At 72.4% G+C, this 20,638-nt stretch carries 21 protein-coding genes; 17 read left to right on the top strand and 4 right to left on the bottom strand.

What is annotated here, in order from left to right; translation table 11 throughout:
* Nucleotides 1–141 precede the first annotated feature (141 nt).
* The 4 genes from ACGFW6_RS32190 to ACGFW6_RS32175 all read right to left on the bottom strand — a co-directional run bounded on the left by ACGFW6_RS32190 (nucleotide 142) and on the right by ACGFW6_RS32175 (nucleotide 4,161).
* The gene (locus tag ACGFW6_RS32190; RefSeq protein ID WP_393517784.1) at nucleotides 142–381 is read right to left on the bottom strand and encodes a hypothetical protein; all 240 of its coding nucleotides are present in this window, start codon (nucleotides 379–381) and stop codon (nucleotides 142–144) included.
* 387 nt (nucleotides 382–768) lie between these two features.
* Complete coding sequence (locus ACGFW6_RS32185; protein WP_393517781.1) at nucleotides 769–2,226, bottom strand: catalase; 1,458 nt, start codon at nucleotides 2,224–2,226, stop codon at nucleotides 769–771.
* A gap of 197 nt (nucleotides 2,227–2,423) precedes the next feature.
* Nucleotides 2,424–3,314 (bottom strand): 2-hydroxy-3-oxopropionate reductase, encoded by an 891-nt coding sequence (locus ACGFW6_RS32180; protein WP_393517778.1) that lies wholly within the window; start codon nucleotides 3,312–3,314, stop codon nucleotides 2,424–2,426.
* Between the two features lie 25 nt (nucleotides 3,315–3,339).
* Nucleotides 3,340–4,161, bottom strand: a complete 822-nt coding sequence (locus ACGFW6_RS32175; protein WP_393517775.1) for a TIM barrel protein — start codon at nucleotides 4,159–4,161, stop codon at nucleotides 3,340–3,342.
* A gap of 219 nt (nucleotides 4,162–4,380) precedes the next feature.
* On the opposite strand from ACGFW6_RS32175, the gene ACGFW6_RS32170 reads away from it, so the two are divergent.
* The 17 genes from ACGFW6_RS32170 (at nucleotide 4,381) to hypE (ending at nucleotide 20,601) form a co-directional block, all read left to right on the top strand.
* The gene (locus tag ACGFW6_RS32170) at nucleotides 4,381–4,626 is read left to right on the top strand and encodes a DUF6400 family protein (RefSeq protein ID WP_393517772.1); all 246 of its coding nucleotides are present in this window, start codon (nucleotides 4,381–4,383) and stop codon (nucleotides 4,624–4,626) included.
* Entirely contained in the window at nucleotides 4,613–4,861 is a 249-nt protein-coding gene (locus tag ACGFW6_RS32165; protein ID WP_393517769.1) for a hypothetical protein, read from the top strand. The genes ACGFW6_RS32170 and ACGFW6_RS32165 overlap by 14 nt, the downstream gene beginning before the upstream one ends.
* 372 nt (nucleotides 4,862–5,233) lie before the next feature.
* Nucleotides 5,234–6,940 (top strand): enoyl-CoA hydratase-related protein, encoded by a 1,707-nt coding sequence (locus ACGFW6_RS32160; RefSeq protein WP_393517766.1) that lies wholly within the window; start codon nucleotides 5,234–5,236, stop codon nucleotides 6,938–6,940.
* A gap of 137 nt (nucleotides 6,941–7,077) precedes the next feature.
* A complete protein-coding gene (locus ACGFW6_RS32155; protein ID WP_393517763.1) occupies nucleotides 7,078–8,166 on the top strand; it encodes a hydrogenase expression protein HypE in 1,089 nt (362 codons plus the stop codon).
* A gap of 89 nt (nucleotides 8,167–8,255) precedes the next feature.
* On the top strand, nucleotides 8,256–10,040 hold the full coding sequence (locus ACGFW6_RS32150) for a nickel-dependent hydrogenase large subunit (protein ID WP_393517760.1): 1,785 nt from the start codon (nucleotides 8,256–8,258) through the stop codon (nucleotides 10,038–10,040).
* The gene (locus ACGFW6_RS32145) at nucleotides 10,037–10,552 is read left to right on the top strand and encodes a hypothetical protein (RefSeq protein ID WP_393517758.1); all 516 of its coding nucleotides are present in this window, start codon (nucleotides 10,037–10,039) and stop codon (nucleotides 10,550–10,552) included. Before ACGFW6_RS32150 ends, ACGFW6_RS32145 begins: the two co-directional genes overlap by 4 nt.
* Complete coding sequence (locus tag ACGFW6_RS32140) at nucleotides 10,549–11,268, top strand: DUF5947 family protein (protein WP_393517755.1); 720 nt, start codon at nucleotides 10,549–10,551, stop codon at nucleotides 11,266–11,268. The genes ACGFW6_RS32145 and ACGFW6_RS32140 overlap by 4 nt, the downstream gene beginning before the upstream one ends.
* The gene (locus ACGFW6_RS32135) at nucleotides 11,265–11,948 is read left to right on the top strand and encodes a DUF6084 family protein (protein WP_393517752.1); all 684 of its coding nucleotides are present in this window, start codon (nucleotides 11,265–11,267) and stop codon (nucleotides 11,946–11,948) included. The genes ACGFW6_RS32140 and ACGFW6_RS32135 overlap by 4 nt, the downstream gene beginning before the upstream one ends.
* The gene (locus ACGFW6_RS32130) at nucleotides 11,945–13,360 is read left to right on the top strand and encodes a hypothetical protein (RefSeq protein ID WP_393517749.1); all 1,416 of its coding nucleotides are present in this window, start codon (nucleotides 11,945–11,947) and stop codon (nucleotides 13,358–13,360) included. Before ACGFW6_RS32135 ends, ACGFW6_RS32130 begins: the two co-directional genes overlap by 4 nt.
* Nucleotides 13,357–13,893: a hydrogenase maturation protease gene (locus ACGFW6_RS32125; RefSeq protein ID WP_393517746.1), complete on the top strand. Its 537-nt coding sequence runs from the start codon at nucleotides 13,357–13,359 to the stop codon at nucleotides 13,891–13,893. Before ACGFW6_RS32130 ends, ACGFW6_RS32125 begins: the two co-directional genes overlap by 4 nt.
* The gene (locus ACGFW6_RS32120; protein WP_373309792.1) at nucleotides 13,890–14,003 is read left to right on the top strand and encodes a DUF6893 family small protein; all 114 of its coding nucleotides are present in this window, start codon (nucleotides 13,890–13,892) and stop codon (nucleotides 14,001–14,003) included. The genes ACGFW6_RS32125 and ACGFW6_RS32120 overlap by 4 nt, the downstream gene beginning before the upstream one ends.
* Nucleotides 14,004–14,131: 128 nt before the next feature.
* Nucleotides 14,132–14,530, top strand: a complete 399-nt coding sequence (hypA, locus tag ACGFW6_RS32115) for a hydrogenase maturation nickel metallochaperone HypA (RefSeq protein ID WP_393517743.1) — start codon at nucleotides 14,132–14,134, stop codon at nucleotides 14,528–14,530.
* Between the two features lie 3 nt (nucleotides 14,531–14,533).
* Nucleotides 14,534–15,418 carry a hydrogenase nickel incorporation protein HypB gene (gene hypB, locus ACGFW6_RS32110; RefSeq protein WP_393517740.1) on the top strand — a complete coding sequence of 295 codons (885 nt, stop codon included), beginning with the start codon at nucleotides 14,534–14,536 and terminating at the stop codon, nucleotides 15,416–15,418.
* A complete protein-coding gene (gene hypF / locus ACGFW6_RS32105) occupies nucleotides 15,415–18,075 on the top strand; it encodes a carbamoyltransferase HypF (protein WP_393517737.1) in 2,661 nt (886 codons plus the stop codon). The genes hypB and hypF overlap by 4 nt, the downstream gene beginning before the upstream one ends.
* Before the next feature lie 48 nt (nucleotides 18,076–18,123).
* Nucleotides 18,124–18,429: a HypC/HybG/HupF family hydrogenase formation chaperone gene (locus ACGFW6_RS32100; RefSeq protein ID WP_393517734.1), complete on the top strand. Its 306-nt coding sequence runs from the start codon at nucleotides 18,124–18,126 to the stop codon at nucleotides 18,427–18,429.
* Nucleotides 18,426–19,553 (top strand): hydrogenase formation protein HypD, encoded by a 1,128-nt coding sequence (gene hypD, locus ACGFW6_RS32095; RefSeq protein ID WP_393517731.1) that lies wholly within the window; start codon nucleotides 18,426–18,428, stop codon nucleotides 19,551–19,553. Before ACGFW6_RS32100 ends, hypD begins: the two co-directional genes overlap by 4 nt.
* Nucleotides 19,546–20,601, top strand: a complete 1,056-nt coding sequence (gene hypE / locus ACGFW6_RS32090; RefSeq protein ID WP_393517728.1) for a hydrogenase expression/formation protein HypE — start codon at nucleotides 19,546–19,548, stop codon at nucleotides 20,599–20,601. Before hypD ends, hypE begins: the two co-directional genes overlap by 8 nt.
* Nucleotides 20,602–20,638: the final 37 nt, after the last annotated feature.

Raw genomic sequence — 20,638 nt, 5'->3', positions numbered from 1 at the left:
CCCCTTTTCCGTGCTCCCCCGTCGGTGCCCGCCGCCCCCGTGCCGGCGGGCACCGTGTTGAGGAGAATGTGCCCGCGTACGACGGTGGTTGAAGCCCCTTGAACAAGATTCAGAGCTTGATTTGAGGTTTGCGTGGGCCTGCTATGCCCCCTCGTGGTGCTCCGACAGCCCCGGCCAGTCGTCCGGGCCGCCGCCCTGCCAGTCGATGAAGTCGCTCTCCGAGATGTCCGTGACATACAGGTCGGCGAGCCGCAGGATCTCGCTCACGTCGTCCACGTGCGTGGCGATGCCCAGCGTCTCGTCGCCTTCGGTGACCCGCCGGGAGCCGTCCAGCGCCGGAGGGTGCACCACGACGTGCGGATGCTCCGTTGGATGTGCCATGCCTTCAGCCTCCTGCGGAAGCCGCTCCCGCGCACGCCGAAGAGCGCCGGGTACGGGACCGTCCGTACCCGGCGCTCTTCGCCGGTGAGGCGTATTCGGTTGTGGCCGTCCGACGGTGCGAGGCTGGGCGCGACAGGACGTTCGCGCCGCCGGACGGGGTCGGGGGGCTCGGGACCGCGGCGGCAGCGACGGAACCGGGGCTCCTTCCCTCTGGTCGAAGAAGGAGTCCGGACCTTCACCACCGCACTGGCTCGCACGCCGCCGCGGTCCTCACGTTGCCCGCGCCCGACGCCGGCGACCACCCCTCATCCGGGTCGCTCGGTGTCGTGCGCGGGCGATGCGTCCGTCTCATGACCTCCCGTCAGGAGACGGACGCAGTCAGGGAGTTCAGTCCTCGCGCAGGGCGCGGACCGCCTCCTCCACGCGCTTGCCGTACTCGGGGTCGGCGGCGTGGAAGTGGGCCAGGTTCTTCTCGATCACGTCGTCGCGGGAGACCTGGGACAGGCCGCCGGCGATGTTCGCGATCAGACGGGACTTCTCCTCGGCGGACATCAGGCGGTACAGCTCGCCGGCCTGGAAGAAGGCGTCGTCCTTGGTGTGCAGCGGGGCCTCGTGGGTGCCGGTCCAGCCGGTCAGCGCCAGCGGCGCCGACAGGGGGCGGCCGGTCTCCACCGGGCCGTCGTAGGAGTTCGGCTCGTAGTTCTTCGCCCCGCGGCCCTGGGAGTTGGTCGCCATGAGACCGTCACAGCCGTAGTTCCGCGCGGCCGTCGCCCTCGGGGCGTTCACCGCGAGCTGGGTGTGGTTGACGCCCAGGCGGTAGCGGTGGGCGTCCGCGTAGGCGAAGAGGCGGCCCTGGAGCATCTTGTCGGGGGAGGGACCGATGCCGGGCACGAAGTTGTTCGGGGAGAACGCGGCCTGCTCGACCTCCGCGAAGACGTTGTCCGGGTTGCGGTCGAGCACCAGCCGGCCCACGCGCTGGAGCGGGTAGTCCTTGTGCGGCCAGACCTTGGTCAGGTCGAACGGGTTGAAGCGGTAGTCGGCCGCCTCGGCCGCCGGCATCAGCTGGACGTACAGGGTCCACGACGGGTGCACGCCCCGCTCGATGGCCTGGAGCAGGTCCGTCTGGTGCGAGTTGGGGTCCTTGCCCGCGAGCTCGGCGGCCTGCTCACCGCTCAGGGAGCGGATGCCCTGGTTGGTCTTGAAGTGGTACTTGACGAAGAACGCCTCGCCGTCGGCGTTCGTCCACTGGTAGGTGTGCGAGCCGTAGCCGTTCATGTGGCGGTACGACGCCGGGATGCCGCGGTCGCCCATCAGCCAGGTCACCTGGTGCGTGGCCTCGGGGGCGTGCGCCCAGAAGTCCCAGACGTTGTCCGGCTCCTGCTTGCCGGTGAACGGGTCGCGCTTCTGCGAGTGGATGAAGTCGGGGAACTTGATCGGGTCCTTGATGAAGAACACCGGGGTGTTGTTACCGACCAGGTCGTAATTGCCCTCGGCCGTATAGAACTTGACCGCGAAACCGCGCGGGTCGCGGACCGCGTCCGCGCCGCCGAGGCTGTCGGCCACCGTCGAGAAGCGCAGGAAGACCTCGGTCCGCTTGCCCACCTCGCTCAGGAAGTCGGCGTGGGTGAAGCCGGTGACGTCGTCGGTCACCTCGAAGTGACCGTAGGCGCCGGAGCCCCGGGCGTGCACCACGCGCTCCGGGATGCGCTCGCGGTTGAAGCGCGCCAGCTTCTCCAGCAGGTGCTGGTCCTGGAGGAGGAGCGGGCCGCCGACGCCGGCGGAGGCTGAGTTCTGGTTGTCGGCGACCGGGGCGCCGGCCTCGGTCGTGAGCACGCGCTTCGACATCGGGGACCTTCCGTGCGGGTGTCAGCGGAAACCTGTTTCCGCTTTGTGGAGCCTAGAAGTGGGGTGATCTGAGCGTCAACAGTTTGTTGAATCAAATCAACGGTTTGTTGAAGAGGATTCCGGGCCGCGGTGACGCCTGGGCGCGACAGGACAGGTGTCAGCGGCACCGCGGCCCGGAAGTCTGGGGAGAGGCCGGCTCAGACCTGGGCGCCCGACAGGCGCTCCACGGCCCGCAGCAGGGCCGAGTGGTCCAGGCCGCCGTCGCCCTGCGCGCGCAGGGACGCGACCAGTTGGGCGACCACGGCGCCCACCGGCAGGGCGGCGCCGACGTTGCGGGCGGCGTCCGTGACGATGCCCATGTCCTTGTGGTGCAGGTCGATCCGGAAGCCCGGCTTGAAGTCGCGGCTGAGGAAGTTGTCCTTCTTCCGCGTCAGCACGGTCGAGCCGGCCAGGCCGCCGTTGAGCACGTCCAGGGCCGCCTGGAGGTCCACACCGGACTTCTCCAGGAAGACCACGGCCTCGGCGCACGCCTGGATGTTCACGGCGACGATCAGCTGGTTGGCCGCCTTCACGGTCTGGCCCGAGCCGTGCGGACCGCACAGCACGATGGTCTTGCCGAGCGCGTCCAGGAGCGGCTTGGCCTCGTCGAAGTCGGCCTGCTCACCGCCGACCATGATGGAGAGCACGGCCTCGATGGCGCCGGCCTCGCCGCCGGACACGGGGGCGTCCAGTACGCGGATGCCCTTGTCCTTGGCGGCCTTCGCCAGGTCGACCGAGGTCTGCGGGGTGATCGAGGACATGTCGATCAGCAGCGCGCCGGACCTCGCGTTCTCCAGGATGCCGTCGGGGCCGTAGGCGATGGCCTCGACCTGCGGGGAGGCCGGGACCATGGTGATGACGACGTCGGCTTCGCGCACCGCCTCGGCGATCGAGGCGGCGGCGGTGCCGCCGGCCGCGGCCAGGCGGTCCAGCTTGTCCTGCTCCAGGGTGAAGCCGGTGACCTGGTAACCCGCCTTGATCAGGTTCTCGGACATGGGGGAGCCCATGATGCCGAGGCCTATCCAGGCGATCTTGGGGAGGTTGCTCATGATGGGGTGCCTTTCGGTGGTGAGGTCAGCGGGGCAGCCAGTCGAAGGCCTCGGCGCTCGGGCGGTCGCCCGGCTTGTACTCGAGGCCGACCCAGCCGTCGTAGCCCGCCTTGTGCAGCTGGTCGAGGAGCTCTTCGAGGGGGAGCGTCCCCGTGCCCGGGGCGCCACGGCCCGGGTTGTCGGCGATCTGGACGTGGCCGGTCTTCGCCGCGTACTCCTCGATCACCGCCGGGAGGTCCTCGCCGTTCATGGACAGGTGGTAGAGGTCCATGAGGAAGCGGGCGTTGCCGAGCCCGGTGGCCTCGTTGACCCGGTCCACGACGCTCACCGCGGCCGGCGCGCTGACCAGCGGGTACAGCGGCGACTCGGGCTGGTTCAGGGCCTCGATCAGCAGGATCGCGCCGATCCGGTCGGCGGCCCGGGCCGCGAGGACGAGGTTCTCCAGCGCGAGCGCGTCCTGCTCGGCCGGGTCCACCCCCTCGACGCGGTTGCCGTAGAGGGCGTTGAGCGCCGTGCAGCCGAGCGAGGCCGCGAAGTCGGCCGCCACGTCGATGTTGGCGCGGAACCTCTCCGACTCCTCGCCCGGCACCGACAGGGCGCCGCGGTCGGGGCCGGGCAGCCGGCCGGCGTAGAAGTTCAGGCCGGTGAGCTGGACGCCCGCCTCCTCGATCGCCTTCTTCAGGGCGTCGAGCTCGGCGCGCTCGGGGGTGGGGGAGTCGACCCAGGGCCACCACAGCTCGACCGCGGTGAAGCCCGCCGCGGCGGCGGCCGCGGGGCGCTCCAGGAGCGGGAGTTCCGTGAAGAGGATCGACAGGTTGACGTTGAAGCGCTGCTCTGCGAATCCCATGGGGGTCGGCGCTCCCTTCCGTGTCGAGATTCCGTATTGCGGAAGTTCGTTTCTGCTTAATGGAAGATTGCCGTTCGTGGCTGTGGGTTGTCAAGAGGAGAGCCCGGTGAAAACGCCGACGTCGGGCAGTGAGCACGGCGATACAGTCGGCTCTGACCTGCTGTGACTTCTCCCACCCGCCCTTGCCCGGGCGGGGAAGGCTTACCTACGTTCGGTCGCATGTCCTCCTATGGCCCCGAATCCGTCGAGTTCTCCGTCGACCTGAGCGCGCACGAGATGCTCCGCCGGGCCCACGTCCTGGACGCCCTCGGCTCCGACTGGGACCCCGGCGCCGCGCTGCGCGGCGAGGAGGAGGCGTACGAGCTCCTGTACTCCGGCCTCGACGCGGACCAGCAGCGTGTCTACGACGAGCTGGTCGCGGCCGGCGTGCTCCCGCCGCGAGGAGGCGGGCATGCTGCCGCGTGACCCGCAGGCCGACGCCGGACGCCGGGCCTGGGTCGCCTGCCCGAACTGCGACGACCGCCGCGGCTGCGGCGACTGCGAACAGCAGCGCACCTGCTCGCGGCACTGGCGCTACCTGCTCTCCAACACCGGAAGCCTGCTGCACCTCCAGTGCCGGTCGTGCACCCACATCTGGACCCACGAGACCGGCTTCGGCGCGACGCGCTCCCTCTGGCAGCGCATGACCCGCGCCTGGTGAGACCGCAGACGCGAAACCGTAGGTACCAGCTCCGCACGGGCCGCGCACCAGGTGAGACCGCAGACGCGAAACCGTAGGTACCAGCTCCGCACAGGCCGCGCACCAGGTGAGACCGCAGACGCGAAACCGTAGGTACCCGCTCCGCACAGGCCGCGCACCAGGTGAGACCGCAGACGCGAAACCGTAGGTACCCGCTCCGCACGGGCCGCGCCCGGTGCGGCCGCCCGGCGCCCTGCCCCGCGCGTTCGGACGACCCCATCGTCTGTCATTCGGATGACCCCACCGTCTGTCACCGCGGACCACGGGCCCGGGTGACGGAGGATCGCGGTCGGTGGTCACCCCCGGCCGCCGGTCGTCCGCCCGGAGGCAGCCGTGCAGATCCTGCTCGTCGCCAGCGCGTTCAACAGCCTCACCCAGCGCGTCCACGCCGAGCTGCGCGACCGCGGCCACCAGGTGGCGGTGGAACTCGCCCTGCCGGACCGTTCCCTCACGGATGCCGTACGGCGTCACGCCCCGCAGCTCGTCGTGGCACCGATGCTGAGGACGGCGATCCCCGAGGACGTGTGGGCGGCGTACACCTGCCTGATCGTCCACCCCGGGCCGCTCGGCGACCGCGGGCCGTCCTCCCTGGACTGGGCCATCCACGAGGGCGCCGAACGCTGGGGTGTCACGGTCCTGCAGGCCGCCGCCGAGATGGACGCGGGCGACGTGTGGGCGACGGTGCCGTGCCGGGTGCCTCCGGTCGCCAAGAGTGACCTGTACCGGGGCGAGGTCGCCGACGCCGCGCTCACCGCCGTACTCCTGGCCGTGGAGCGCTACGCCGGGGGCGTCCACGTCCCCGCCGCGCAGGACGAGGCGGGCCTGGCGGGCGCGTCCGTGCGGGTCCGGCCGTACCTCGACCAGAGGGTCCGGCGGATCGACTGGGCCGCCGACTCCACCGAGGCCGTCGTGCGCAAGCTGCGGGCTGCGGACTCGCAGCCCGGTGTGCTGGACGTGCTGCTCGGCGGTGAGTGGTACCTGCACGGCGGGCACCCCGAGAGCGCCCTGCGCGGCCGTCCCGGCGAGCTGCTCGCCACCCGCGCCGGAGCGATCTGCCGGGCCACCACCGACGGCGCCGTGTGGATCCCCGAACTGCGGCCCCGCCGCCTGCCCGGGCAGCCGCCGACCTTCAAGCTCCCCGCCGTGCGGGCCCTGGGCGACCGGCTGCCGCCCCTGCCGGAGCACGCGCCGCCCGTGCTGCCCGACGCGAGCGAGCCCACCTGGACGGACATCCGCTACCGGGAGGACGGCGGCGCCGGGTTCCTGACCTTCTCCTTCCCCGGCGGTGCCATGAGCACCGAGCAGTGCCGGCGCCTCCTGGACGCCTACCGCGAGGCGTGCGCCCGCCCCACCTCGGTACTGGTGCTCGGCGGGGAACGGGACTTCTTCTCCAACGGGATCCACCTCGGCGTCATCGAGGCCGCCGCCGACCCCGCCGCCGAGTCCTGGGCCAACATCAACGCCATCGACGACCTCGTCGAGGCGGTCCTGACCACCACCGACCGGCTCGTGATCGCGGCCGTCGCGGGCAACGCCGCCGCGGGCGGGGCGATGCTGGCCCTGGCCGCCGACGAGGTCTGGTGCCGCTACGGCACCGTCCTCAACCCGCACTACCGCCTGATGGGCCTGTACGGCTCGGAGTACTGGACGTACACCCTGCCCCGCAGGGTGGGGCCGGCCCCGGCCGAGCGACTCATGCGCGAGGCGCTGCCCGTGAGCGCGGCGAGCGCCCTGCGCCTCGGACTCGCCGACCGGCTGATCGACTGCGGCCCCGGTGACTTCGCCCGGGAGACCGGCGCCCTCGCCGCCCGCCTCGCGGCGCTCCCGGCGACGGCCTCGCGGATCGCCGCGAAGAAGGCGGAGCTGGAACGGCGCGAGGCCACCACCCCCATCGCCGCCTTCCGGGAACGGGAGCTGGCCCGCATGCGACGGACCTTCGACGACCCGGACGCCCCGTACCACGCGCTGCGCCGCGCCTTCGTCCACAAGCACCGGCCCCGGTGCACCCCGCCGCACCTCTCTCCGCCCCCGCTCGCGTGAAGCGGTCCCGCCACCCGGGCAGCCGCTGTCACACGAATGGCCCACGGTGTGTTTCACCCCGGCCGAACCGCTGATACCAAGAATCCGATGACCCGAAATGCGGGCCTTCATCACTTACCTCCCATGGAGGCGGTCCCATGACTGAGGCGACGCCGGAGACGGTCGGCGCTGCGGACACCACCGGTGCACCCGCCGACGAGACACCCACGATCCATGTCCTGTGGATCAACGCCGGCCTGAGCTGCGACGGCGACTCGGTCGCACTGACGGCGGCCATGCAGCCGAGCATCGAGGAGATCGTCCTCGGCGTGCTGCCGGGGCTGCCGAAGATCCAGGTGCACTGGCCGCTCATCGACTTCGAGTGCGGCCCGGTCGGCGGCGCCGACACCTTCATCGAGTGGTTCTTCAAGGGCGAGCGCGGCGAGATCGACCCGTTCGTGCTGGTCGTCGAGGGGTCGATCCCCAACGAGGCGATCAAGCCCGAGGGCTACTGGTGCGGCTTCGGCGACAACCCCGAGACCGGCCAGCCGATCACCACCAGCGAGTGGATCGACCGGCTCGCCCCGAAGGCCCTGGCCGTGGTCGCCATCGGCACCTGTGCCACGTACGGCGGCATCCACGCGATGGCCGGCAACCCGACCGGTGCCATGGGGGTCCCGGACTACCTCGGCTGGGACTGGAAGTCGCAGGCCGGCATCCCGATCGTCTGTGTCCCCGGCTGCCCGATCCAGCCCGACAACTTCGCCGAGACGCTGACCTACCTGCTCTACCAGGCGACCGGCGCCGCCCCGATGATCCCGCTGGACGACAAGCTGCGTCCCACCTGGCTGTTCGGGGCCACCGTGCACGAGGGCTGCGACCGGGCGGGCTACTACGAGCAGGGCGAGTTCGCGGAGTCGTACGACTCGCCGAAGTGCCTGGTCAAGATCGGCTGCTGGGGCCCGGTGGTCAAGTGCAACGTGCCCAAGCGCGGCTGGATGAACGGCGTCGGCGGCTGCCCGAACGTCGGCGGCATCTGCATCGCCTGCACCATGCCGGGCTTCCCCGACAAGTTCATGCCGTTCATGGACGAACCCCCCGGCGCCAAGCTGTCCGTCTCGGGCAGCTCCGTCTACGGCGCCGTGGTCCGCAAGCTGCGGCAGGTCACCGGCAAGACGGTGGACAAGGAGCCCAAGTGGCGCCGTACCGGGGAGAAGATCACCACCGGCTACCGGCCCCCGTGGTGACGTCCCGCCGCCGTTGATCGGCCCCCCGCTTCGTGCACCCCCGCACACAACCCGAACCTCCCGCGCAACGAAGGGCACGGCAAACGACGATGGCAGCGAAGACGAAGGCGGCCGGCGACGGCAGCGGCCTGGTGGAGATGTCCTGGGATCCCATCACCCGGATCGTGGGCAGCCTGGGCATCCACACGAAGATCGACTTCAAGCAGAAGCGGGTCGCCGAGTGCTACAGCACCTCGTCCGTCTTCCGCGGCTACAGCGTCTTCATGCGCGGCAAGGACCCCCGCGACGCCCACTTCATCACCAGCCGCATCTGCGGCATCTGCGGCGACAACCACGCCACCTGCTCGGTGTACGCGCAGAACATGGCGTACGGCGTGAAGCCCCCGCACCTCGGTGAGTGGATCATCAACCTCGGCGAGTCCGCGGAGTACATGTTCGACCACAACATCTTCCAGGAGAACCTGGTCGGGGTCGACTACTGCGAGAAGATGGTCCGCGAGACCAACCCCGGCGTCCTCGAACTCGCCGAGCGCACCGAGGCCCCGCACGCCGCGGAGCACGGCTACCGCACCATCGCCGACATCATGCGCTCGCTGAACCCGCTGGAGGGCGAGTTCTACCGCGAGGCGCTGCAAGTCAGCCGCTACACCCGGGAGATGTTCTGCCTGATGGAGGGGCGCCATGTGCACCCCTCCACGCTCTACCCGGGCGGCGTCGGCACGGTCGCCTCCGTGCAGCTGTTCACCGACTACATGAGCCGCCTGATGCGGTACGTGGAGTTCATGAAGCGGGTCGTCCCCCTGCACGACGACCTGTTCGACTTCTTCTACGAGGCCCTCCCCGGCTACGAGGAGGTCGGCCGCCGCCGCGTCCTGCTCGGCTGCTGGGGCGCCCTCAACGACCCCGAGTACTGCGACTTCACCTACGCCAACATGACCGACTGGGGCCGGCGGATGTTCGTCACCCCGGGTGTCGTCGTGGACGGCAAGCTGGTCACCAACGACCTCACCGAGATCAACCTCGGCATCCGCATCCTGCTGGGCAGCTCCTACTACGAGGACTGGCAGGGCCAGGAGCAGTTCGTCACCCACGACCCGCTCGGCAACCCGGTCGACCCCCGCCACCCGTGGAACCAGCACACCATCCCCGCCCCGCAGAAGCGCGACTTCGACGACAAGTACAGCTGGGTGATGTCCCCGCGCTGGTTCGACGGCAAGGACCACCTCGCCCTGGACACCGGCGGCGGCCCCATCGCCCGCCTGTGGTCCACGGCCCTGTCCGGACTCGTCGACATCGGGTACGTCAAGGCCACCGGACACAGCGTGGTCATCAACCTGCCGCGCACCATGACCAAGCCGGAGACCACCTTCGAGTGGAAGATCCCGCAGTGGTCCAACGCGCTGGAACGCAACCGCGCGCGCACCTACTTCCAGGCGTACGCCGCCGCCGTCGCCCTGCACTGCGCCGAGAAGGGCCTGGAGGAGGTCCGCGCCGGACGCACCCAGACCTGGGAGAAGTTCGAGGTCCCGGACCAGGCCATCGGCTGCGGCTTCACCGAGGCCGTCCGCGGCGTCCTCTCCCACCACATGGTGATCCGCGACGGCAAGATCGCCAACTACCACCCGTACCCGCCCACCCCGTGGAACGCCAGCGTCCGCGACAGCTACGGCACCCCGGGCCCGTACGAGGACGCCGTGCAGAACACCCCGATCTTCGAGGAGAACTCCCCGGAGAACTTCAAGGGCATCGACATCATGCGCGCCGTGCGCAGCTTCGACCCCTGTCTGCCCTGCGGCGTCCACATGTACGTCGGCGGCGGCAAGACCGTGAAGAGCCTGCACGTGCCCACCGGCCTGAGCGGGCTGGGCGGATGAGCGCGACGACGACGGCGCGGCCGGCGGGCGCGGAGGAGACCGGCCGCCGCATCGAGGAGATCCTCGACCGGCTGAGCGCGACCGGCGAGCCTGCCAACGTCGCCGCGGCCGAGGAACTCGTCCGCTGCCTCATGGAGTTCTACGGCAACGGACTGGCCCGTGTCCTGCACCTGCTGTCGGCCGTGCCCGGCGAGCCGCTCGCGCGGCTCCTCGGCGACGAACTCGTCGCGAGCCTGCTGGTCCTGCACGACCTGCACCCCGAGGACCGGGACACCCGCATCGGGCGCGCCCTGGACAGCGTGCGGCAGCACGACCTGGAGGTGGCGGGCTTCGACGAGGAGACCGGCACCCTGCGGCTGCGGGCGGCCGCGAGCGGCGGCTGCGGCTGTGGCTCCGGCGCCGGCGCAAGGGAGGCCGCCGAGGCGGCGCTCGCCTGCTTCGCGCCGGAGGTCACGGTCGTCGAGGTGGAGCCGGCACCCGCCCTCCTGCAGATCGGGACGAAGACCCGGTGACCGCGGCCACGGTCGGCCTGCGGAGGTTCCTGGCCCCACGTCCGCCGCAGCCCGAGCACTGCGAGCTGTGCGCGGTCGAGGTGCCCGGGGACCACCGCCACCTGGTCGACACCGAACAACGCGCCCTCGTCTGCGCCTGCACCGCCTGCGCGCTGCTCATGCAGCAACCCGGCGCCGCCGCGGGCCGCTTCCGCGCGGTCCCGGCCCGCTATCTCACCGACCAGGAGCACCACCTCGACGAACGGGCGTGGGAGGCGCTGCGGATCCCGGTCGGCGTCGTCTTCCTCTTCCGCAACGCCGCGCTGGACCGGCTGGTCGCCCTCTACCCCAGCCCGGCCGGCGCGACCGAGAGCGAACTCGAACCGGCCGCCTTCGAGGAGGTCCTCGGCGGCAGCCGGCTCGCCGCCCTCCTCGAACCGGACGTGGAGGCGCTCCTGCTGCGCCGCGACGGCGACTCCTTCGAGTGCCACCTCGTCCCGATCGACGTCTGCTACGAACTCGTCGGCCGGATGCGCCTGTTGTGGCAGGGCTTCGACGGCGGCGCGGAGGCACGGGCCGCGCTGGACGCCTGCTTCGCGGACGTACGGCGACGGGCCGAAGCCGCCGCCTCGGGCGGTGGTTCGTCCGCCGCGCCGTCGTGGCAGACCGCGCAGTTGCCCGCGCCCCTCGGGGGCGTCGCCGAACCGCAGTCCCCGGATGAGGCGGAGCCGTCGTGACCGAGTTCTCCTTCACCTGCCTCGGTGTGCGGGCCGACCGGTTCGCCGCCGGCCCCACCCTCGTCTTCCGGCTGCGGGTCACCGCCTCCGGCGACACCCCCGTGCACGCCATCGCGCTGCGCTGCCAGATCCGTATCGAGCCCGCCCGCCGCGGCTACGCGCCCGACGAGGCCGACGGGCTCACCGACCTGTTCGGCGAGCGCGCCCGCTGGGGCAGCACCCTCCAGCCGGTGCAGTTCGCGCAGGTCCCGCTGCTGGTCTCCGCGTTCACCGGCGAGACCGAGGCCGACCTCGTCGTGCCCTGCACCTACGACATGGACATCGCCGCGACCCGGTACCTGAACGCCCTCACCGACGGCGAGGTCCCGCTGCTGATGCTGTTCTCCGGCACGGCGTTCACCGGCACCGGGGGCTTCCGGGTCGAACCCGTCCCGTGGGACCGGGAGGCGCCCTTCCGGATGCCGGTCGCCACCTGGCGGGAGATGGTCGAGCAGCACTTCCCCGGCTGCGGCTGGATCCGGCTGCCCGGCGACACCATGGACGCCCTCCTCGCCTACCGCTCCCGGCACGCGCTGCCCTCCTGGGAGGCGACGCTGAAGGCGCTGCTCGCCACCGCCGACCAGCCGTCGCACGACCCGCTGCGCACGCTCACCGGCACCACCGGAAGGAACCGGCCGTGACCGCCCCCGCGTTCGCCCCCGAGACCGAGGAGCGCCTCGCCCTCGCCCGGCAGGTGGCCGACGCCGTGCTCTTCGAGGGCTATGTGCTCTACCCGTACCGCGCCTCCGCGGCCAAGAACCGGCTGCGCTGGCAGTTCGGCGTCCTGGTCCCGCCCGCCTGGGGCGCCGAGTGCGAGGAGCACGACTTCCAGCACACCGAGTGCCTGATCGAGCCGAGAGCGGACGCGGTCCTCGCGGTCGAGGTCCGCTTCCTGCACGCCCGGCGCCGCACCGTGCAGCGCGCCCTGCCCGACGGCGGCTTCGAGACCGTACCCGAACTCCACCTCGACGACCGGGTGCTGGTGCCCTGGGACGAAGGGGCCGAGGAGCGGGTGGAGCTCGTCGCACCGGTCGCGCAACTGGCCGGAGACGGGATCGAGTTCCCCTTCCTGAAGCCCGCCGTCGAGGACACCGAGCCCGTCCTGGACGCGACGGGCCGGACCGTGGGGCGGCTGATCCGGCGCAGCGCCGAGATCACCGGGGTGGTGCGGCTGTCCACGAGCGAACTCGACGGCCCCTACCGGGTGTCACGGCTGACCGCCGTCGTGGAGAACACCACCCCCTGGACACCACCGGAGGGCCACGCCGCCGACCGGGACGCGGCGCTGCCGCACTCCCTCGTGGCCACGCACCTCCTCATGGCCCTGAGCGCCGGATCGTTCCTGTCGCTGACCGATCCCCCCGAGTGGGCCAGGAGCGCGGTCGCCGCCTGCCGCAATCTGCACACCTGGCCCGTGCTCGCCGGCGAACCCGGCCGCGCCGACCTCGTGCTGTCCTCCCCGATCATCCTGGAGGACCACCCGGCCATCGCCCCCGAGAGCCTGGGCGCCCTCTACGACGCCACCGAGATCGACGAGATCCTCGCCCTGCGCACCGCGGCCCTCACCGACGCGGAGAAACGCGAGGCCCGCGGCACCGACGAACGGGCCGCCGCCGTCATCGACCTCGCGGACTCCATGCCGGCCGAGGTACTGGAACGCCTGCACGGCGCGGTGCGCGGCCTGCGCGAGATCACCGGCGAGCCCGAGGGATTCCCCGACGAGTTCGGCGTCGCCCGGCCCGAGACCCCCTGGTGGGACCCGGCCAGCGACGCCGGCTTCGACCCCGAGCAGGACCGGGTCATGGTCGACGGCCGGTCCGTCGGCAAGGGCAGCCGCGTCGAACTGCGCCCCGGGCTGCGGCACACCGACGCCCAGGACCTGTTCCTGCACGGCCGCACCGCGACCGTCGAGGCGGTGCTGCACGACGTCGACGGCGCGGTGCACCTCGCGGTGACGGTCGACGGCGACCCGGGCGCCGACATCCGCCGCGAACAGGGCCGCTACCTGTACTTCCAGCCGGACGAGGTGGCCGTGGCGGAGGACGCCCCATGACGCGCACGCTGGTGGCCGGCATCGGCAACATCTTCCTCGGCGACGACGGCTTCGGCGTGGAGACCGCACGCCGGCTCACCGCACGCGAGCTGCCGGACCACGTCGAGGTCGTGGACGTCGGAGTGCGCGGGGTACACCTCGCCTACCAGCTCCTGGACGGCTACGACACCCTCGTCCTCGTCGACGCCACCGAACGCGGCGAGGCCCCCGGCACGCTGTACGTCATCGAGCATGACGGACGCCCGGTCGCCGGCGACGCCGTCCCCGCGATCGACGGGCACCGCATGACGCCCGACACCGTGCTCGCGCTGCTGGACACGCTGTGCGCCGGCACCGGCGGACAGCCACCGGGGCGCGTCCTGGTCGTCGGCTGCGAACCGGCCTCCACCGACGAGGGTATCGGTCTCAGCCCGCAGGTGTCCGAGGCCGTACCCCAGGCCGTGCGCCTGATCGAAGAGTTGCTGGAAGGCGGGACGCCGGCCCCCGTACGGGCCCCGACCGCCGAAGCTTCCACAGGAGGAGAGACGGGATGAAGAAGATCCTCGCCGCCGGGGCCGCAGGCGCCGCGCTGGCCGCCGCGGCCGCCGTCGCCACCCAGGTGCTGCCCGACCTCCGGCGCTACCTCCGGATCCGCCGGATGTGACGCCGCGGCCGCCGGGTGCGCCGCCTTGCGTCGAACGGCGTACCCGGCGCTCCGGCCACGGCGTGCCTGGCCCCCGGGCCCCGGGTGCTCGCCTCTAATGAAGGCCGGCCCCTGGAGGACGAGGACCCATGCACGAGATGTCCGTCGCGCTGGCCGTGATCGACCAGGTGGAAACGGCCGCCGCGCAGCACCGGGACGTCACCGCGGTGCGCGCGGTGCGGCTGCGGGTGGGCGAACTGGCGGGCGTCGTTCCCGACTCCCTCACCTTCTGCTTCGAACTCGCCTGCGCGGGGACCTTGCTGGAGGGCGCCGAACTGGTCACCGAACCGGTGCCCGGCCGCGCCCGCTGCACGCCCTGCGCGCACGAGTGGGCCGTCGGCATGCCGCCCCGGCTGACTTGCCCCGAGTGCGGCGGCGCCGAGGCCGAGCTGCTCGCGGGCCGCGAACTCCAGATCGCCGAGGTGCGGTGGGAGGACGGCGGGCCGCCGCACGCGGACGCCCGCGAACCGATCCCCGAGGAGTGCTGAACCATGTGCCGTGTCGTCGACCTGCAACAGGCCGTGCTCGCGAAGAACGACGCGAGCGCCCACCTGCTGCGCATGCACCTGGAGTCCCGCGGCACCACCGTCGTCAACCTGCTGTCGAGCCCCGGCAGCGGCAAGACCGCGCTGCTGGAACGCGAACTGCTGCTGGCCAGGGAGCGGTCCGTCGCCGTCGCGGCGCTCACCGCCGACCTCGCCACCGAGAACGACGCCGAGCGCCTCGCGCGATCCGGTGTCCCGGTGAAGCAGGTCCTCACCGACGGGCTGTGCCATCTGGAGGCGGCGATGCTCGCCGGGCACCTCGACGGATGGCTGCCCGACGGCACAAGGCTGCTGTTCGTGGAGAACGTCGGCAACCTGGTCTGCCCCGCCTCCTACGACCTGGGGGAGACCCTCAGGGTCGTCCTCGCCTCCGTGACCGAGGGCGAGGACAAGCCGCTCAAGTACCCCACCGCCTTCGGCCTCGCCCATCTCGTCGTGGTCACCAAGACCGACATCGCCGAGGCCGTGGAGTTCGACGAGGGCGCGTTCCGCGCGAACGTGGAGCGCGTCAACCCGGGCGTGGAGGTGGTCCTGACCTCGGCCCGCCGGGACCGGGGCGTCGGCACGCTGCTCGACCGGGCGCTCGCCGCGGCGGAGGGCGCGCCCCCGCACACGCCGGTCATGGCCGGCCGCCCGGAAACGGGCCGGGGCCACGGCCACTCGCACGGCGCCGGCCACTCGCACGGCCAGTCGCACGGCCACGGCCGCTCGCACGGCGACGACCCCGACCAGTCGCAGGGCCGCGGCCACTCGCACGGCCAAGGCCACGACCACACCCACGTTCACACGGCCGCGGCGGACGCCACCGCCGCGGCCCCGACCCGCTCGTGAGCGCTCCGCCGCGTCCGGCCGCCGTCGCCCAGGACCCGCCGCACCGGCGGCGCGTGGTCGTCCGGGGCGTGGTGCAGGGAGTGGGCTTCCGGCCGTACGTCTACGGCCTCGCCACCGAACTCGCCCTGGTCGGACATGTGACCAACACGCCCGAGGGCGTCGTCGCTGAGGTCGAGGGCAGTGTCGCGGCCGTGGCCCGCTTCTGCGACCGGCTGGCGGTCCAGGCGCCGCCGCTGGCGCGGGTGGAGTCCGTCGACCACCAGGAGTTGCCCGCCGCCGGGGGAGAGGCGTTCACCATCCTCGCCTCCCGCACCGGCGGTCCGGCCCGCACCCTGGTCTCCCCGGACACCGCCACCTGCGCCGACTGCCTCGCCGAACTGGCGGATCCGGCCGACCGGCGGTATCGCCACCCGTTCGTCAACTGCACCCACTGCGGGCCCCGCTTCACGATCGTCACCGGCGTCCCGTACGACCGCGCGAACACCACGATGGCCGGCTTCCCGATGTGCGCCGACTGCGCCCGCGAGTACCGCGATCCGGCCGACCGGCGCTTCCACGCGCAACCGGTGGCCTGCCCGTCCTGCGGGCCCCGGCTGCGCCTGATCATCCCGGGGGGCGGGGGCACCGCCGGGGTGGACCGGGTTGCCGCCGGGGGCACGGTCGGTGGGGACCGGGTTGCCGGGGCGGTCGGCTTGGAGCCGGTGGGTGCGGGCACGGTCCCGGTGGAGCCGGTTGCCGGGAGCACGGTCGGCGCGGACCCCGTTGCCGAGGGCGCCGCCTACGTGGACCCGGTGGCCGAGGGCGCCGCCTACGCGGACCCCGTTGTCGAAGGCGCCGCCTACGTGGACCCGGTGGCCGAGGGCGCCGGCTACGCGGACCCCGTTGTCGAGGGCGCCGCCTGCGTGGATCCGGATGTGGTCGGCACCGTCGGTACGGACCCGGTCGCCGAGGCCCGGGCCCTGCTCGCGCGGGGTGCGATCCTCGCCGTGAAGGGGCTCGGCGGGTACCACCTGGCCTGTGACGCCACGAACGCCGACGCCGTTTCGCTGCTGCGGCGCCGCAAGGCCCGGGGCGACAAGCCCTTCGCCGTCATGGCGCGAAGCGCGGCCGACGTCGAGCACCTCGTCCGGCTGGGCCCCGAGGAGCGGACGCTGCTCGAAGGCCCGGCCCGGCCGGTCGTGCTGCTGCGGCGCCGCCCGGACCCGTCGTACGCCGAGGGGGCGGCGCGACCCGCCGAGTCCGTCGCGCCCGGCAGTCCCGACCTCGGGGTGATGCTGCCGTACACCCCCGTGCACCATCTCCTGCTCGGTCTGCCCGGCGACCCGGACGGCCCCCGGCTGCTGGTCATGACCAGCGGCAACGTCTCGGGCGAGCCGATCGTCACCGACGACGCCGAGGCCCTGGAACGCCTCGCGCACCTGGCCGACGCCTGGCTGACGCACGACCGGCCGATCCATGTGCCGTGCGACGACTCCGTGGTCCGACTCTGCGACTCCGCGCCGCTGGTGCTCCGGCGTTCCCGCGGCCACACCCCGCTGCCGCTCACCCTGCCGCTGCCGATCAGCCCGGCCCTCGCCACCGGCGGCGACCTGAAGAACGCCTTCTGCCTCGGCGAGGGACGGCAGGCTTGGCTGTCGGCGCACATCGGCGACATGGACGACCTCGCGACGCAGGGCGCCTTCGAACACGCCGTGGACCAGCTGGAGTCCATCACCGGAGTACGGCCGCGGAGGCTGGCCTGCGACCGGCATCCCGGCTACCGCTCCACCCGCTGGGCCGACCGGAACGCGGCGGGCCGGACCGTCGTACGCGTCCAGCACCATCACGCCCACATCGCCGCCGCGATGGCCGAGCACGGGCTGGACGGCAGCCGGCCGGTGATCGGCGTCGCCTTCGACGGCACCGGCCACGGCGACGACGGCGCGGTGTGGGGCGGGGAGTTCCTGCTCGCGGACTACGCCGGCTTCACGCGCTTCGGACACCTGGCGTACGTCCCCCTGCCCGGCGGCGACGCGGCGGTGCGCAGGCCGTACCGCATGGCGCTGGCCCAGCTGCGTGCGGCCGGCCTCGACTGGTCCGCCGACCTCGCCTGCACCGCGGCCTGCCCGCCCGACGAACGGCGCCTGCTCCAGCGGCAGTTGGAGCGCGACCTGAACTGTGTGCCGACCTCCAGCATGGGCCGGCTCTTCGACGCCGTGTCCTCGCTCGCCGGTGTCTGCCACCGTGCCGGCTACGAGGCCCAGGCGGCGGTCGAGCTGGAGGCCGCCGCGCTGGAGGCGCCCGCCGACGACACCACCGCGTATGCCTTCGCGCTCGGCGACGGCGAGCCGGTCCGGGCCGACTCCGCGCCCGTCGTCGCGGCGATCGTCCGCGACCTTCGGGAGGGCCACACGGCGGCGACGGTCGCCGCCCGCTTCCACCGCGGTGTGGCGGGACTCGTGCACGCCCTGTGCCGTCGGGCGCGGCAGCGGCACGGCCTGGACACGGTGGCCCTGACGGGCGGCGTGTTCGCCAACACGCTGCTGTCCGCGGCCTGCGCGACCGCCCTGCGCCACGACGGTTTCACGGTGCTGCGGCACCGCCTGGTGCCACCGAACGACGGCGGCCTCGCGCTGGGCCAGCTGATGGTGGCCGCCCGCACGAGCACCGGCGACTGAGGACCCGCGACCCACGAACGACCCGCGAACCACAGCGAGGAGAGGCCCATGTGCCTGGCGGTACCCGGCAGAGTGCTGGAGATCGAGGAACGCGACGGCACCCGGATGGCCGCCGTCGACTTCGGCGGCGTGGTCAAGGAGGTGTGCCTGGAGTATCTGCCGGACCTCCAGGTCGGCGAGTACGCCATCGTCCACGTCGGCTTCGCCCTGCAGCGGCTGGACGAGGAGTCGGCGAAGCAGACCCTGGAGCTGTTCGCCGAACTCGGCATGCTCCAGGAGGAGTTCGGCGACGCCTGGGAGATGGCGGCGGCGGAGGCGGGCGTGGCCCCGGTGGAAGAGGTGGGCAACCAGTGAAGTACATCGAGGAGTTCCAGGACCCGGAGCTGGCCCGCCGGCTGCTCGACGAGATCGCGGCCACGGTGACCAGGCCGTGGGCGCTGATGGAGGTGTGCGGCGGGCAGACGCACAGCATCATCCGGCACGGTCTCGACCAGCTCCTGCCCGACGAGGTCGAGCTGATCCACGGGCCGGGCTGTCCGGTCTGTGTGACGCCGCTGGAGGTCATCGACAAGGCGCTGGAGATCGCCTCCCGCCCCGACGTGATCTTCTGCTCCTTCGGCGACATGCTGCGCGTGCCCGGCACCGGCCGGGACCTGTTCCAGGTGCGCGGCGAGGGCGGCGACGTGCGGGTCGTGTACTCGCCGCTCGACGCCCTGCGGATCGCCCGGCAGAACCCGGACCGCGAGGTCGTGTTCTTCGGCATCGGCTTCGAGACGACCGCGCCGCCCAACGCCATGACGGTCCACCAGGCTCGCAGACACGGCGTGAGGAACTTCAGCATGCTCGTGTCCCATGTCCGCGTCCCTCCCGCCATCGAGGCGATCATGTCGTCGCCGAGCTGCCGGGTGCAGGGCTTCCTGGCGGCCGGGCACGTGTGCAGCGTGATGGGCATGGGGGAGTACCCGGGGCTGGCGGAGCGCTTCCGGGTGCCGATCGTGGTGACCGGCTTCGAGCCGCTGGACATCCTCGAAGGCGTACGCCGCACCGTCGGGCAGCTGGAGCGCGGCGAGTACACCGTCGACAACGCCTACGCGCGCGCCGTACGGCCCGAGGGCAACCCGGCCGCGCGGGCCATGCTGGAGGACGTCTTCGAGGTCACCGACCGTGCCTGGCGGGGCATCGGGGTGATTCCCGACAGCGGCTGGCGGCTGTCGCCGAAGTACCGCGACCACGACGCCGAGCACCGCTTCTCGGTCGAGGGGATCCGGACCGAGGAGCCCGCCGAGTGCCGCAGCGGAGAGGTCCTGCAGGGCCTGCTCAAGCCGCACGAGTGCGCTGCCTTCGGGACCCTGTGCACGCCCCGTACCCCGCTGGGCGCCACGATGGTCTCCAGCGAGGGCGCCTGCGCGGCGTACTACCTGTACCGGCGGCTGGACGTGCCCGCCGCCACCGCCCGGGAGGCGAGCCCCGTTGTCTGACCTCGATGTGACCGCGTGGACCTGTCCGGCCCCGCTGCGGGACCGGCCCCGGGTCGTCATGGGCCACGGAGGGGGCGGTGCCCTCTCCGCCGAGCTGGTCCAGCAGATCTTCGCGCCCGCCTTCGGCGGCGAGGTGCTCGCGCAGATGGGTGACTCCGCGGTCGTCTCCCTCGGCGGGGCCCGGCTGGCCTTCTCCACGGACTCCTACGTCGTACGCCCGCTGTTCTTCCCCGGCGGCAGCATCGGCGACCTGGCGGTCAACGGCACGGTCAACGACCTCGCCATGAGCGGGGCCAGGGCCGCCTATCTCTCCTGCGGCTTCATCCTCGAAGAGGGCGTGGAGCTGGAGACGGTCACCCGGGTCGCCGAGGCGCTGGGCGCCGCCGCGCGCACCGCGGGCGTGGAGGTGGCGACCGGTGACACCAAGGTGGTGGAGGCCGGGCACGGCGACGGGATCTACCTCAACACGGCCGGCATCGGGCTGGTCCCGGCGGGCGTCGACCTGCGGCCGCAGCGGGTCGTCCCCGGCGACGTCGTGATCGTCAGCGGCGCGATCGGCGTCCACGGGGTGGCGGTGATGAGCGTCCGGGAGGGCCTGGAGTTCGGCGTGGAGATCGAGAGCGACTGCGCCGCGCTCGGCGGCCTGGTCGAGGCCATGCTCGCCGTGACCCCGGATCTGCACGTGCTGCGCGACCCCACCCGGGGTGGCCTCGCGGCCTCCCTCAACGAGATCGCGGCGGCCTCCGGCGCGGGGGTGGTGATCCGGGAACGCGACGTCCCCGTCCCGCCCGCCGTGGCGAACGCCTGCGCGATCCTCGGCCTGGACCCGATGTACATCGCCAACGAGGGCAAGCTGGTGGCCTTCGTGCCGCGCGAGCACGCCGACGCCGTACTGGACGCGATGCGGGCCCACCCCCTGGGCGCGGACTCGGCTGTGATCGGCGAGGCCGTCGAGTCGCACCCCGGCATGGTCGTGGCCCGCACCGGGCTGGGCGGTACGCGCGTGGTCGACCTGCCACTGGGGGAGCAGCTGCCGAGGATCTGCTGAACCGGAACCGGCGACCGTCCCTCATTCTTCCGTCCAG

Origin of the sequence: Streptomyces sp. Y7 (assembly GCF_043195415.1) — a bacterium.
In the GTDB taxonomy this organism is placed as follows: Bacteria; Actinomycetota; Actinomycetes; order Streptomycetales; family Streptomycetaceae; genus Streptomyces.
The sequence above is the reverse complement of the archived record's forward strand: the minus strand, read 5'-3'. Positions and strand labels throughout refer to the sequence as shown.

Coding starts and splice junctions, on each gene's coding strand:
- ACGFW6_RS32120 (WP_373309792.1), top strand. CDS start 13,890: ATGAAGAAGATCCTCGCCGCCGGGGCCGCAGGCGCCGCGCTGGCCGCC.
- ACGFW6_RS32155 (WP_393517763.1), top strand. CDS start 7,078: ATGACTGAGGCGACGCCGGAGACGGTCGGCGCTGCGGACACCACCGGT.
- ACGFW6_RS32170 (WP_393517772.1), top strand. CDS start 4,381: ATGTCCTCCTATGGCCCCGAATCCGTCGAGTTCTCCGTCGACCTGAGC.
- ACGFW6_RS32190 (WP_393517784.1), bottom strand. CDS start 381: ATGGCACATCCAACGGAGCATCCGCACGTCGTGGTGCACCCTCCGGCG.
- ACGFW6_RS32185 (WP_393517781.1), bottom strand. CDS start 2,226: ATGTCGAAGCGCGTGCTCACGACCGAGGCCGGCGCCCCGGTCGCCGAC.
- hypA (WP_393517743.1), top strand. CDS start 14,132: ATGCACGAGATGTCCGTCGCGCTGGCCGTGATCGACCAGGTGGAAACG.
- ACGFW6_RS32150 (WP_393517760.1), top strand. CDS start 8,256: ATGGCAGCGAAGACGAAGGCGGCCGGCGACGGCAGCGGCCTGGTGGAG.
- hypB (WP_393517740.1), top strand. CDS start 14,534: ATGTGCCGTGTCGTCGACCTGCAACAGGCCGTGCTCGCGAAGAACGAC.
- ACGFW6_RS32180 (WP_393517778.1), bottom strand. CDS start 3,314: ATGAGCAACCTCCCCAAGATCGCCTGGATAGGCCTCGGCATCATGGGC.
- ACGFW6_RS32100 (WP_393517734.1), top strand. CDS start 18,124: ATGTGCCTGGCGGTACCCGGCAGAGTGCTGGAGATCGAGGAACGCGAC.
- ACGFW6_RS32125 (WP_393517746.1), top strand. CDS start 13,357: ATGACGCGCACGCTGGTGGCCGGCATCGGCAACATCTTCCTCGGCGAC.
- ACGFW6_RS32175 (WP_393517775.1), bottom strand. CDS start 4,161: ATGGGATTCGCAGAGCAGCGCTTCAACGTCAACCTGTCGATCCTCTTC.
- ACGFW6_RS32145 (WP_393517758.1), top strand. CDS start 10,037: ATGAGCGCGACGACGACGGCGCGGCCGGCGGGCGCGGAGGAGACCGGC.
- ACGFW6_RS32165 (WP_393517769.1), top strand. CDS start 4,613: ATGCTGCCGCGTGACCCGCAGGCCGACGCCGGACGCCGGGCCTGGGTC.